This window comes from Hyphomicrobium sp. 1Nfss2.1 (genome assembly GCF_965243865.1).
Taxonomy (GTDB): Bacteria; Pseudomonadota; Alphaproteobacteria; order Rhizobiales; family Hyphomicrobiaceae; genus Hyphomicrobium_A.
Genome location: NZ_OZ251603.1, coordinates 419,147 through 432,101, shown reverse-complemented (window position 1 = coordinate 432,101; position 12,955 = coordinate 419,147). Strand labels below are relative to the sequence as shown.

Here is a 12,955-nt window from a genome sequence, read left to right as displayed (position 1 = left end):
ATGAGGGGGCCATCATGGGGAAGCTACAACAGCAACTCGAGGAAATGCACATCCGAATTGCGGAGATGGCAAGCCACGAGGAGACACTCGTCAAAGCCCTGAGCGATGCGCTGACGCGTCTCGACGAGCAATTGCTCGCGGACGTGCAGGCCATCGCCAGCGATCACGAGGCGCGGCGCGTTACGATCCTCGGAGAGTTGCAGGGATTGGCGTCGAGCATTGGCATGTTCCAGGTGCAGCGCTCGCCGGCCGCCGCGCAAATCGACCACGAGGCGGAAGTGGCCGCCTACATTCCGAGCGCTGGCGATTGGCGGCAGGCGACGAGCAACATCCGCGATGACCACGAGGAAGCGAGTCACGCCGCGCACGCTGTGCAAGCGGCTGGGGCTGCGCGTCCGTTGTTCCCCCACGAGAAGCGTGGTGTGGGCGTGAGCGCTCCGCTGAGCCTGGTCGAGCGGCGCCGGCGAGCAGCTGGCGGGTAATGGTAAGAGGCGTGTCCGTCGACGTCGGCCGCGTTGCCTGATGGAGATCAGCGCGGCCGCCGGAATGCCGCGTCTGCGGGGTGGATTATATCTTGACGTTTTGAGTAATGTTTTTTTAAGTGACAAGACGGCCGTTGGAACCTTGGGCCGGGGGAGTTCGAGGTTCTAATAGCCAGCCAGCGGGTCTGATCGACCGGCAGCCAGCTATCTCCAAGTAGCGTTGCGTATGAGTGGGGGCACGATGGTTGCGTGTGCGTTCGCGCGCGGTTGCGCGCGTGTGTTGGTTTGCGCGTTGGTGATGGGGGTGGCGGGCGCCGCCGCGCAAGAGACGGCGAAGCCTGATCCAGCAGCCGAGTCACCCGATGCGTCTGAAGCGTCAGGTGCGGTTGAAGCTGCCGACGGCGACAACAAGACGAAGAATTCGGCGGCACTGCCTGGACTCGTCGTCGAGACATCACCAAAGCCTGCGGAGAAGAAGGCGCCCAAGGAGACCAAGGGCAAGACCACGGCCGCTGCTCCAGCTTCGGCTGGAGAGGATACGCAGCATGAGGTCCCGGGCATCGTTTACGGCCAAGCGCTGAGCGACACCGGCATGACGACTTTCAACGCGGCGAATGTCCGGATGCGGACTGATGGCAGCGGGGATGCGAACACGTTCCTGCGCAACCTGCCGAACGTGCAGTATCAGGACGACACGGACGATGAGCCTGGCGCAACCGCCGGTAAATCGATCGATACCAAGCCGCTTCTGCTCTCAATTAGCGGTGGACGTACCTACGAGAACAATTTCATTCTCAACGGTGTTTCTATCAGCAACATTACTGGTCCGGTTGATTGGAGTGACAATCTTCCGGCAGATGATGCCTCAACACCTTCAGCAAACAACATCTACGGCCTTCATCCGCAGACCATCTATGTCCCGACGGAGTTCATTGGCCAAGCCACAATCGTAGACAGCAATGCCTCAGCCGAATACGGACAATTTCAGGGCGGTGTTGTCGTATATGATCTCGCGGCACCTCCGACAGATCGCTATCATGCAAGCGTCAGTGCGAGCCGTCATACCAGCGAGATGGTGAACTACATTCTCGCAACAGAGGATGGCCTCAATCCCGACAAGCGCCAAGCGCCGACGTTCGAGAAGAATAATCTTGCCGTCTCGGTAGGGGCGCCGATCACATCGGATTTTGCATTCATCGCTCAAGCAAGTCGCAAGCAGGCTGAAACGAGCAAGCAGAAAGTCTATTACATCAGCGACGACTGGGTGAACGAGAACTCAGACAACATTTTCCTGCGGTTTGCGGCAACGGCCCGTACCGACCTTGGCAAGTTGACGCTCGATGTGTCGCGCACCGACTACTTCCAGCATTGGGAGAACCCACACGGGCGTGACCTCTACATCGATACGCAGACGGAGAGCACGACCTCGCAGCTTAAGCTTGAGCGTGACTTAGCAGGCGTTCGCGTGGATTCTGTTGGGCTGGGCCGGGCGAAACTCGAGGCTCGCGCATTCTACAACACCAGTGAGACGCTCAATACATCGGGTGGGAACACCACCTACAACTGGCTGAACCAGCGTCGCAGAACATACAACGCTACAACGGGCACATGGAGCACTTGGTACGACACGACCCTCCACGACGATTGGTGCCGAGGCATGGATCTTACACAAGCTGATCAGAGCAGCGTTCAATTCTCTTGTAGAGAAGGAGGCTACGGCAACAAGCTTCAAGGGCAGACCGATTACGGCGTGCAGGCGAAGGTCGACGGCGATCTGTTGCTAGGGAGCTTCAAACTCGGCGCGGAACTCAAGCAATATGAGGGTCGGCGCGCCCGTCTTGAGGACTACTATTTCGTAGGTTCGATGGCAGTCGCAAGCTACCCGTCGTCGTATCAAACTAGCGGCGGCACGTCGCCCGTCGTGTCGGCGATCAATTGTGATCCCTCTGATACAATGTGCGATGCGGAGCAGTATGCTGGGCGCTACACGCTTTACGAAAAGTACGACGTGACCGCGAAGGTTGCCGCAGCTCACACGTTTGCCGAGATCGATCAGACTTGGGAATGGTTCAATGTTCGTGCTGGCGTGCGCATGGACTACGATGACTATTTTGAAAACGTCAATCTAGCTCCGCGCGTTGCAGGAACTATCACGCCGTTCGAGGGGCTAAGCTTTACGGGTGGCTATAACCGATACTATCTCGGCGAAACGCTTTACTACGCAATTCGCGATAAGCAATCGCGCGGCTATACGATAGTGCAGAAGCACGACGCGGATGGTGTGCCCTACATCTACGATAGTTACGCGAACGAGCTTATTCGATATCAGGCTGCGGGTCTCGATACGCCGTATGATGATGAGTACACGGGAGCCGTGCGCATCAAGGATCCCCTTCTGGGCGGACAGTTGCGCCTCAAATACCTTGAACGATACTCGCGCGATCAGTTCGAAAGTGACGACTGCGAATTGGCTGGGGTCAGTCAGTGCTATCGCTTGACGAACAATGCGTGGCGGAATTACCGGTCCGCTACCGCCGAGTATACGAAGGAGTGGCACCGGTTGAAGACGCCATTCTATCTAGATGCGGCGGCGATTACCGGCCAGGTCACGTGGTCTGAACAGACGGCTTCGCGCGGCACATACCTCGATGACGAGGACGATCCAACCATAAAGCCTATTTGGTACAACAAGGCGAGCTATTCGCGCGCCGGTTTCCAAGCCGTCACAGGCAACCTCGACATACCGGTGCGCATAGGCTCCACGCTGTCGACGGTCTGGTTCAACAACACCCTGGTGTTGAATTTTAGCGCTGGAGTGAACCTCGGCTATGAGGGTGTTTATGACACCACAGAGCAGTATGTCGACGAAGACGGGATCGACCATGATGTTTATGGCGACAAGAAGTTCGGGGCGACGTTGCTGCTCGATGCGTCTGGACAGATCAACATCACGGAGCAGGCCGCCATTGAGTTCCACGTCAACAACATCACCAATAGCAAAGGCAATGCGGTCGCTTCGGATGACTTCCCGTGGGTCCTTGGACGCAGCTACTACATCGGTTCGGCACTCAGGTTTTGATGGCGATTGGGCCTAGCTTTGGCAAATCGGCGGTGAGGGCGGGGGCTCTCGCCGCCGTTGCGGTTTGTGCCGTGGCCGTGGTCGGCTCGCTGGTGAGCGCAGATCGGCGGCAGCTTTCAGAATTGCCGACGCCGGGCGAGTTGAAGGAGCTGCGCAAACTCTATGCTGGCGCGCCGGCGACGTGGCCGCGGCCGCGACTGCTGCCTGGCGCCAAGTTCACCGAGATGGCACCGCTGCAGCTTCGTCCGCGTCCTGAGGGCAAGGAGCAACAGCTCGCGCAACTCGGTGGCGAACTCTTCAACGATCCACGCCTGTCTGCGTCGGGGCACTTCGCCTGCCAGAGCTGTCATAACCGGCGGCTCGGCTGGGGTGACGGATTGCCGACCTCGTTTGGACACGGGCGCGCAGAGGGACGCCGCAACGCGCCGTCACTTTTCACGGTCGGCTACAAGGATGCGCTGTTCTGGGATGGGCGCGCGGCGAGTTTGGAAGAGCAGGCGCTGGGGCCGCTCGGCGATGCGCGCGAGATGGCGAACGCGGAGATGGTGGGCGTCGCCCAGCGCGTTGCAGCCGTTGCAACCTATCGAGAGCGGTTCGGGGCGATCAATGGTCGTCCGGATGTGGAGCTGTCAGACGTCACCGCGGCGCTTGGGGCATTCCAACGAACACTCGAGCGGCAGACGCGCTTTGATCGCTTTGCTGCTGGCGATCAGAAGGCGCTCTCGGATGAAGAAGTCTTTGGGCTGCACCTGTTTCGCACCAAGGCGGGTTGCGCAAATTGCCATAGCGGGCCGCTGTTGAGCGATGGCAAGGTGCATAACATTGGCCTCAGCTTCTTTGGGCGGAAACTGGAGGATCTCGGGCGCTACGGTGTGACGGGCGATCCGGGTGACGCGGGAGGCTTCCGCACGCCGACGCTGCGGCATGTGTCGGTCACTGCTCCTTACATGCACAACGGTACGATGCCGAACCTCAAAGGTGTGGTCGGATTTTACGAAGGCGGCGGCGGCCTCGTGAAAGATGAGCACCGTGAGGGAGGCGACCGATTGGCGCTGTTCGAAGCGGCACGGCAGAAGTCACCGCAGATACGCCCGTTCAAACTGACGGCGCCGGAGCGGGCGGCACTCGTCGCGTTCCTCAACACGCTCTAGGCGAGAACCAGACCTCGTCGCGCTGCTCGATGTTCGATGCAGGACACAGGCGCAAGCCCTTCGGGCCGTTGCTCGGCAAACCGAGCATATCCTCTCGATGGAACGGTTGAGGCTTGGGCGTGATGCGATGCTTCTCGCGAGGAGCCTTGACGATCAGGCCCGGGGGCGCGGGGGTGTCCTGCGTAAAGTCATGCGGGGGCTGCTGGGCCCGCGTCGGGTTGCCCGCCGCTACAAGCGCGGCGAGCGAACACGCAGCAATGGTCATCATACGCTTCATGTCGGATACAACGCAGCAAACGCCTGTTGCGTTGCATCGGGCGGAGAGCCGTTATTCCTTGGGTTCGACGAGGCCGCGCACGGCGGTGCCGCTGGGTCCGATCTCGCGGATGGCTTGCTGGCAGCTCCAGCGTTGCGAAACCATGCAGTCCATGGGCGCGTTGGCGTGCTGGCAGCTCAGTGACTCCTGCCATGCCTTGAGGATCTTGCCTGCCTGGGCATCGAACTCCTCCAAGTCGGCACCCTGGTAGCGCCCCCGCAACTCGGCGACGCGCGGGGTAATGCGCAGGCTCTGGCAGACGAGCACGGCGCCTGCCGCCTCGCCGTAGCGAATGCCGGCATCCTTGGCGGAGAGCGCTTGTGTGTTTGTCGATATGAGGCGGAGTGGTCTTGCCTCCATCGCGCTTGTCATCGCGATGGAGAGGGCAAACGCCGCGCATAGGGCCGTCGAGGTCGAGTGCATGTGCTTCCTCGCTTCTTGTTGGCGAGGATATTAGAGACCGGCTTCTCAGCCGCACGCAATCGGCATTTAGTGTCGCTCCCCGAGGCAGCATCGCGCACTGGTCAGCGCCGGGCCCATGCCAAAGCCTGCTCCAGCCGGTCGTCGCCCCAGAACAGCTCACCGTCGCTGGTTATGAAGCTCGGCGCGCCGAAGATGCCGCGCTGCATTGCGATCTCGGTCTGGAGGCGTAGCGCCTGCTTGTTGGCGTTCGAGCATGCGGCGGCCGTCGCCTGCGCGGGATCGACGCCCAGCTCGGCGAGGATGCCAACGAGGACTTCAGGCTGGGAGATGTCCTCTCCGCGCTGGAACTGGGCTGCGAAGACGGACCGGGTGAAAGCTGGGCACCATCCGGCCGAGACGCCCAGAAGCGCAAGGCGCGCGGCGTTGAGGCCGTTCACGGGGAAGGTTGGCGGCATGCGGAATGGCAGTCCGCGAGCGGCGGCGATGCGCTCGATATCGCGGACCATGTAGCGGCCTTTGGCGGGGAAGAGGTTGAACGGCGAAGTGTCCCAGCCTTGCGATTTGAAGATCGGGCCGAGAAGGAAAGGGCGCCATTCGATCTCGACGCCCGCGGCTTGCGCCTGCTCCTCGATGCGCATCACAGTGAGGTAGGAGTACGTCGAGGCGAACTCATACCAGAATTCCAGCGTCGCCATTCCTGATTTCTCCCTCGATCCGCGCGCGCGCATGCGTTCTGCGCCGAGCTGCAGTGGGGCGAACCTTGCCGCCCGACCCCTTGGAAGCAATCGAGTTTTTCTCATCGCAACGATGACAAAACTCAACTGGCCAAATCCTCGCACTGCCCCCTCCTAATAGCGGCCATCGAAGAAGCGGTACGACAAAGGGAGGATTTATGAATCGCAGGGAAGTGGTGACGACGCTGGCGGCGCTGGCCGCTGCGGCTCCGTTGCTCGAGGTGGCGAGCGCTGCCAGCGCTACAGAAGCGCCGACGGCGGATGGCTGGGGCCTCTCGGGCAGCTATTTCGAGGCGTGCAGTTGCGAGACGGTGTGCCCGTGCATCTTCGAGAGTGCACCCAGCCACGGCGACTGCGACGTGCTTTATGCCTGGCGCATCGACAAGGGTTCGGACGGAGCTGTCAGCCTCGACGGGCTGAACGTGGCAATCGCGGCTCACACGGGCGGCCACATGCAAAAAGTGAAATGGCTCGCCGCGCTGTACATCGACGACCGCGCGACGGCCGAGCAGCATTCCGCGCTGGAGCGCATCTTCACCGGCAAGGCGGGTGGGCATCCGGCCGCGCTGGCGAGTTTCTTCGAGCGCTTTCTCGGCGTGAAGTCCGTGCCGATCGATTACCAGTTCGAAGGCCGCAAGCGCAGCGTCTTCATCCCGGGCGTGATGCGAGCCGCAGTCGAGGCAATCAAAGGGCAGGGCGGCGCGGAGACCACCGTCACGGCACAGCCTCTCGCATTGGCACCCGGCAATCCGCTGGTCGTGGCGCGCTCCGGTGAAGTGCTGTTGACGGACTACGACTGGAACTGGAAGTTCTCGGGGCGCGCTGGTGGTTATTCGCCATTCCAGTATCGGAGCGCGTGATGCACGCGCGCGTCGACAACGCTGCGAGGTTGGCCCCGTTCATCGCTGGCCTCGTGGCTCTTTCGATCTTTGCCTGGGCGGCGATGTTCTCGCTGCATCAGGCGGACGCCTCGCGCAGCGATGTCATACTGATCTGGGTAGCGATGACCGTCGGTATGATGACGCCGTCAGCGCTGCCGATGATCGCAACCTATGACCGCATCATCGAAAGCTTCGACCCGAGCGTGCGGCCAGGCGGGGCAGTTGGGGCATTCATTGCCGGCTACCTGCTCGTTTGGCTGGTGTTCGCGGTCATCGCGGCAGAGACGCAGATCGTGTTGCGCGATCATGCCCTCATCGGTGCACACATGGTGCTCGACGGGTCGCGCATCAGCGGGGTCTTTCTCGTCGTGGCCGGCCTTTACCAGCTCACGCCGATGAAGCACGTGTGCATCTCAAAGTGTCGCTCACCGCTTGGGTTTTTGTTGGCGAACTTCACACCTGGTTATCGCGGCGCGTTCCTGCTCGGCGTGCGGCACGGGGCTTTCTGCGTCGGCTGCTGCTGGCTGTTGATGCTGCTGGTGTGGATCGGAGGAATGTCAAATTTGATCTGGATGGCAGCGATCAGCCTGATCGTCATCGCCGAGAAGGTGGCCCCGCATGGCGACATGCTGGCCAAAGGTACCGGCGTCGTCCTCATCGCCTTCGGCGTAATGTGCTTTGCGGTTCCAGGGAGTGAGGCGTGGTTGTCGGATGAGGCGCTCGCCAGTATTTGTCGCGGCACAACCTGAGTGAGATGCAACTCGAGTAGCAGAACAGGCAGCATGATTCTCGACACCGCACAGCTTCGCAGTCTGGTCGCAATTGCCGAGACCGGCAGCTTCACGCGCGCGGCGGGTCATCTCAATCTCACGCAGTCGGCCATCAGCCTGCAGATCAAGCGGCTGGAGGAACAGGTCGGGCGCAAACTGATCGACCGCGATCCGCGCAAGCTGGCGCTGACTCAGGACGGAGAACTGCTGCTCGGTTACGCGCGCCGGATCCTCGCTCTGCACAAGGAAGCCGAAGGATTGCTCGGCCAAGCGGAGATGACCGGCCAGGTGCGGTTTGGTGCGCCGGAATATTTCGATGCGGCGGACCTGTCGATGCTGCTGGCGCACTTCCGTCGCCAGCATCCCAATGTGCAACTCGAGATCAACATCGGGCTCGGGCCGGACATGCGCCGCGAGTTCGAGGCCGGTCGGCTCGACGTTGCCGTCGTCAATACGGAACTCAGCGGAGCGTCGGGAACGTTGCTGGGGCGCGATGGGCGTGTGTGGGTTGCGGGCGTTGAGTTTCAGCGGCAGCCAGGTGAAGCCCTGCCGCTCGTGCTGTTCTCGCCGGGCTGCGACTGGCGGAGAATTGCGACGGAGGCGCTCGATCGCGCGGGCATCGCCTGGACGCTCGCTCTGTCGAGCAGCGGCGTGACCGGGCTCAACGCGGCGATCGCCGCAGGACTAGGCGTGTCGGTGGCACCCGCAAGCGGCATCGGCCCGGGGATACGTGAGGTGGGACGCGAGCTGGGGCTGCCGGAGCTGCCACCTTTCGAATATCGACTCGTGGAAAGCCGCGGCGCCCCGCCTCCGGCGCGACGCCTTGCGCAAGCCATCCGAGAGGTGTTTGGGCGAGAGGACGTCGACATCCGCTTCGGAGACGACTGAGGCGAGAACCGCCGCGCAACACGCCCACAGAAGAAATCCATGGGCAGCGATCAGTTGGTCCAGCCAATCTTGTCTTCGGGCTCGACTTGGGAGCAGATAACACCGAGTCGCAAAGGCAACTTGGGGGGGATGGCGTGCGGTTCTTTTTGCTTGGCCTATCGCTGCTGATGATCACCGCCGGTCCGCTTTCGGCGCGGGAATGCAAGTACCGCGAGCTGCAGGACAAGGCCGGTGAGAAGATGACCATCACCGCGAAGATCGATGAGATCGAGCCGGAAGAGGACGATCCGAAAGCTGCGTGGGTGACGCTGGACAACTCGGCAGCCGACCACTGCCTCACCTTCCTTACCGGAGTGCCCAAACCTGCCCTCGGCAAGTGCCGGGTGGGCCAGCAGATCACCGCCACAGGCAAGGTCTATGAACGCATGGACGCGTGGTGGGGGTTAGAAAAAGTAACTGGAATCTCCTGCAAATAGCGCTTTAGGCCGATGTCGATGCTGCACCGCACTTGCGCACAGAGGACGGGCATGCCATATGGCTGCTATCGCCCGGGCAGATCCGGACGACCATCGGCGCTCCAGCCGCGTGAACGGACAGCTCTTCTCGGCCGAGAGGCCATTTGCTGATCCTCCTGTTGAGCGCCTCTGATCTCCTTTTCCATTGATAGCCCAGGCCACGCGGGGCTCTCTCGAGCAACACCGCGTTGCGCGTTACGTCCGCACTGCGTGCGGGTGCGTTCGCGCTCGGCAAAACCTATGAAAGATATTCTTTTGACCGACACCACTTCGACGACTTTCACCGATCTCGGACTCGACGCCTCGCTACTGAAGGCGCTGACTTCAGAGGGCTACACAACTCCAACTCCTATTCAGGCGCAGGCCATTCCTGGCGTCATGGCTGGGCGCGACCTCATGGGTATCGCACAGACCGGCACCGGCAAGACGGCTGCGTTCGCGCTTCCGATCCTGCATCGCCTGTTGAGCGAGCCTCGCAAGCCGCTGCGCGCAGGCACGCGTGCGCTCATTCTGTCGCCGACGCGGGAGCTTGCCTCGCAGATCGCCGACAGCTTCCGCACCTATGGCAAGCACACCGGGCTCACCGTTGCTGTGATGTTCGGCGGCATGCCCATTCGTCCGCAGATCAATGCGGTGAAGAACGGCGTCGACATTCTCGTGGCGACCCCGGGTCGCCTGCTCGATCATATCGAGCAGCGCACGGTGAACCTTTCGGGCACCGAGGTCATCGTTCTCGACGAGGCCGACCAGATGCTCGACATGGGCTTCATCCAGCCGATCAGGAAGATTCTCGGCCAGCTCTCGCAGCGCCGCCAGAGCCTCTTCTTCTCGGCGACGATGCCGCGGGAGATCGGAGCGCTCGCTTCCGAGATGCTGCGGGATCCGCTTCGCGTGCAGGTGACTCCCGTTGCCAAGACGGCCGATCGCGTGCGCCAGAGCGTGATCCACGTCGAACAGCAGAAGAAGGCGTCATTGCTGGTCGAGCTGTTCTCCGATCCTGCATTGACGCGGACGCTCGTCTTCACGCGCACCAAGCGCGGTGCCGACAAGGTCGTCCGTCATCTGGAGGCCGCCGGCATCCTGGTCGCGGCGATCCACGGCAACAAGAGCCAGAGCCAGCGGGAGCGGGCTTTGCATCAGTTCCGCAACGGCCGCATCCGCGGCCTCATTGCGACTGACATCGCTGCACGCGGCATCGACATCGATGAGGTCTCGCACGTCATCAACTTCGAGCTGCCGAACATTCCGGAAAGCTACGTGCACCGCATCGGCCGCACGGCGCGCGCCGGAGCTGACGGCATTGCCATCTCGCTGTGCGCGGGCGATGAGCGCGCGTACCTGCGCGACATCGAGCGTATCACGCGCCAGTCGATTCCGGCTTCTGACCGCACAGGCGACATTTCGCTCGTCGCAGCGGCCGGCATTGGCGGCGGCGGCGAGCGCACGCAGCAGCATCGGCGCGGCGGACAGCGTCCGCAGGCGGCGAAGGCGAACGGCGGCGGTCATGGTCAGTCCAATGGACAGAGCCGCGGTCATCACGCCGGACGTCCGGCTCAGCTGGCGAAGGGCGAGCGGTCCGGCGACGGACACGCCCGCCCGCAGGGTCATGGCGCCGGTCGTCCCCAGCGCAATGGCGAACAGCATGCCGCAAAAAGGGGCAACCCGGGTGGCAAGCGCCAGCGCTTCGGCGGTGGCGGTGCCCGCGCTGCACGCTAAGGCCTGCACAATATCGAGGCTCACGTTGCGCAAGTGACGTGAGCCTTTCGCTTTTGCTTTGCGCTCATCGCTAACCGCGGCCACACTCCCCAGCAGGCAACTGGGGGAGACTGATGGCCGGCCAGCAACCGACGACCACCGAAGCGCAACCGTCACTGCACCGGGTCATGGGCCCGTGGCTGCTGCTGCTGTTCATCATCGGCGACATCCTGGGCACTGGGATCTATGCGCTAACCGGCAAGGTGGCGCAGCATGTCGGCGGCGCGGTGTGGGTGCCATTTCTCGTCGCGTTCTTGGTCGCCGCACTGACGGCATTCAGCTATCTCGAGCTGGTCACGAAGTATCCCAAGGCGGCCGGCGCAGCGCTCTACACGCATCGCGCGTTCGGCATCCACTTCGTCACGTTTCTTGTCGCATTCGCGGTGATGTGCTCGGGCATCACGTCGGCGTCGACGGCATCGCGCGCGTTTGCGGCGAACTTCTCGGATTCGCTGGGGCTCGGCTATGAGGAGTGGGGCGTGACGCTCGTCGGCCTCGCGTTCATGGCAGGGGTGGCGGCGATCAACTTGCGCGGCGTCGGCGAGAGCGTGAAGCTCAACGTGGTGCTGACGATGGTGGAGCTAACCGGTCTTCTGATCATCATCTGTATCGGGTTCTGGGCGATCGGCACGGGAACGGGCGACGTGTCACGCGCGCTGGATTTCAACAGCAGCGCGGATGGAAGCGCATTCTGGGCCGTCATCGCCGGCACCACGCTCGCCTTCTTCGCGATGGTCGGGTTCGAGGACTCGGTCAACATGGCGGAGGAAACGAAGGATCCGAGCCGCATCTTTCCCAAGGTGCTGCTGACCGGTTTAACGATCACCGGCGTCGTCTATGTGCTGGTGTCGATCTCGGCGATCGCGCTGGTGCCACCAGCGGAACTGGGGGAGGGCGAGACCCCGCTGCTGCAAGTGGTGCAGGCTGGCGCGCCGGGTTTCCCGCTCGGTGTATTCGGCTTCATCACCATGTTCGCGGTGGCCAACAGCGCGCTGATCAACATGCTGATGGCGAGCCGGCTGATCTACGGCATGAGCCGCGAGCACGTGCTGCCGTCAGTGTTCGGCAAGGTGCATGCAACACGACGCACGCCGTATATTGCGATTGCCTTCACGACGCTGCTGGCTTTCGCGCTGATCCTGTTCGTCGGCCAGGTGCCGGCGCTGGGGGGCACAACGGCGTTGCTTCTGCTCGCCGTGTTCACCATCGTCAACGTTGCGGTGCTCATCCTGCGCAAGGATGCGGTTGAGCATCAGCACTTCCGCACGCCGACGATCGTGCCGGTGTTGGGCGCGATCACGTGCGCGTTTCTCGTTGGTCCGTGGACCGGACGCGATACGCAGCAATACATTATTGCTGCCGCGCTGCTCGGATTGGGGATGTTGCTGTGGGCTGTGACGATGGCGATCAACCGCGCCACGGGCGTCAAGGTCGAGGCGCCGCGCTCGGAAGACTTCCATCCAGAAGAGAACTGAACCTTAAGCGCGTCGTCCGGCGGATCATCCGGAGCAGCGAAACGCTGCTCCGGTGAATTGCTCAGCAGGCGTGGTAGCGCATGCAGCGGCGATACTTCCAGCCGAAGCCCCAGCGATCGCGGCAGATCGCGTTCCAGCGCCAGCAGCGGCCCGGGGCCGTCTTGACTACGACGGACTGAGCGATCGGATCGGTGCTGCCGATGTGGCCGACAGGGTTCGCCGAAGCCGGCGCCATGAGTGCAGCGGCCGACAACGCGCATGCTGCACCAGCAAGCAAGAGTGCTCGAGACATGGGGGATGCTCCCGTTTGACAATTGATACGTGCGCCGCCCGTTGGTGCCGCGCACACGCGATTAGAAAGCGCCGTGTAGCTGAACGCTGGATGAATTCAAACGCGCATCACGGTCTTGCAACATATTGATACAGAACGCTGACCTGTGGTGCGGCGGGTTGGTTCTGTGCGGACCCTGGCGCTGGCCTTGTTGG

Annotated in this window: 13 protein-coding genes; 9 read left to right on the top strand and 4 right to left on the bottom strand. The window is 62.2% G+C overall.

The features are described from left to right. Window positions 1-14: 14 nt before the first annotated feature. The 3 genes from ACP15D_RS02165 (at window position 15) to ACP15D_RS02155 (ending at window position 4,712) form a co-directional block, all read left to right on the top strand. Window positions 15-482, top strand: coding sequence for a hypothetical protein (locus ACP15D_RS02165; RefSeq protein ID WP_424955929.1), 468 nt, complete (start codon window positions 15-17; stop codon window positions 480-482). Between the two features lie 241 nt (window positions 483-723). Continuing rightward, window positions 724-3,561 carry a hypothetical protein gene (locus ACP15D_RS02160; protein WP_424955928.1) on the top strand — a complete coding sequence of 946 codons (2,838 nt, stop codon included), beginning with the start codon at window positions 724-726 and terminating at the stop codon, window positions 3,559-3,561. Further along, the gene (locus ACP15D_RS02155; protein ID WP_424955927.1) at window positions 3,561-4,712 is read left to right on the top strand and encodes a cytochrome-c peroxidase; all 1,152 of its coding nucleotides are present in this window, start codon (window positions 3,561-3,563) and stop codon (window positions 4,710-4,712) included. Before ACP15D_RS02160 ends, ACP15D_RS02155 begins: the two co-directional genes overlap by 1 nt. Here ACP15D_RS02155 and ACP15D_RS02150 read toward each other — a convergent pair. The 3 genes from ACP15D_RS02150 to ACP15D_RS02140 all read right to left on the bottom strand — a co-directional run bounded on the left by ACP15D_RS02150 (window position 4,699) and on the right by ACP15D_RS02140 (window position 6,146). Continuing rightward, a complete protein-coding gene (locus tag ACP15D_RS02150; RefSeq protein WP_424955926.1) occupies window positions 4,699-4,989 on the bottom strand; it encodes a hypothetical protein in 291 nt (96 codons plus the stop codon). The two genes, ACP15D_RS02155 and ACP15D_RS02150, sit on opposite strands and share 14 nt — an antisense overlap. Window positions 4,990-5,040: 51 nt before the next feature. Next, window positions 5,041-5,451 carry a hypothetical protein gene (locus ACP15D_RS02145; protein ID WP_424955925.1) on the bottom strand — a complete coding sequence of 137 codons (411 nt, stop codon included), beginning with the start codon at window positions 5,449-5,451 and terminating at the stop codon, window positions 5,041-5,043. A 101-nt stretch (window positions 5,452-5,552) separates the two neighbouring features. Continuing rightward, window positions 5,553-6,146 carry a 2-hydroxychromene-2-carboxylate isomerase gene (locus ACP15D_RS02140; RefSeq protein WP_424955924.1) on the bottom strand — a complete coding sequence of 198 codons (594 nt, stop codon included), beginning with the start codon at window positions 6,144-6,146 and terminating at the stop codon, window positions 5,553-5,555. Between the two features lie 197 nt (window positions 6,147-6,343). Here ACP15D_RS02140 and ACP15D_RS02135 point away from each other — a divergent pair, with 197 nt between their 5' ends. From ACP15D_RS02135 to ACP15D_RS02110, 6 genes are all read left to right on the top strand, one after another. After that, window positions 6,344-7,045 (top strand): DUF1326 domain-containing protein, encoded by a 702-nt coding sequence (locus ACP15D_RS02135; protein WP_424955923.1) that lies wholly within the window; start codon window positions 6,344-6,346, stop codon window positions 7,043-7,045. Further along, window positions 7,045-7,815, top strand: a complete 771-nt coding sequence (locus ACP15D_RS02130) for a DUF2182 domain-containing protein (RefSeq protein ID WP_424955922.1) — start codon at window positions 7,045-7,047, stop codon at window positions 7,813-7,815. Before ACP15D_RS02135 ends, ACP15D_RS02130 begins: the two co-directional genes overlap by 1 nt. A gap of 33 nt (window positions 7,816-7,848) precedes the next feature. Then, window positions 7,849-8,724, top strand: a complete 876-nt coding sequence (locus ACP15D_RS02125) for a LysR substrate-binding domain-containing protein (RefSeq protein ID WP_424955921.1) — start codon at window positions 7,849-7,851, stop codon at window positions 8,722-8,724. Between the two features lie 134 nt (window positions 8,725-8,858). Beyond that, complete coding sequence (locus tag ACP15D_RS02120) at window positions 8,859-9,200, top strand: hypothetical protein (protein WP_424955920.1); 342 nt, start codon at window positions 8,859-8,861, stop codon at window positions 9,198-9,200. A gap of 279 nt (window positions 9,201-9,479) precedes the next feature. After that, a complete protein-coding gene (locus ACP15D_RS02115; RefSeq protein ID WP_424955919.1) occupies window positions 9,480-10,955 on the top strand; it encodes a DEAD/DEAH box helicase in 1,476 nt (491 codons plus the stop codon). A gap of 113 nt (window positions 10,956-11,068) precedes the next feature. Then, window positions 11,069-12,469, top strand: a complete 1,401-nt coding sequence (locus ACP15D_RS02110; protein ID WP_424955918.1) for an APC family permease — start codon at window positions 11,069-11,071, stop codon at window positions 12,467-12,469. Between the two features lie 61 nt (window positions 12,470-12,530). Here the strand turns inward: ACP15D_RS02110 and ACP15D_RS02105 are convergent, their stop codons facing one another. After that, window positions 12,531-12,761 carry a hypothetical protein gene (locus ACP15D_RS02105; RefSeq protein ID WP_424955917.1) on the bottom strand — a complete coding sequence of 77 codons (231 nt, stop codon included), beginning with the start codon at window positions 12,759-12,761 and terminating at the stop codon, window positions 12,531-12,533. Between the last annotated feature and the right edge of the window lie 194 nt (window positions 12,762-12,955).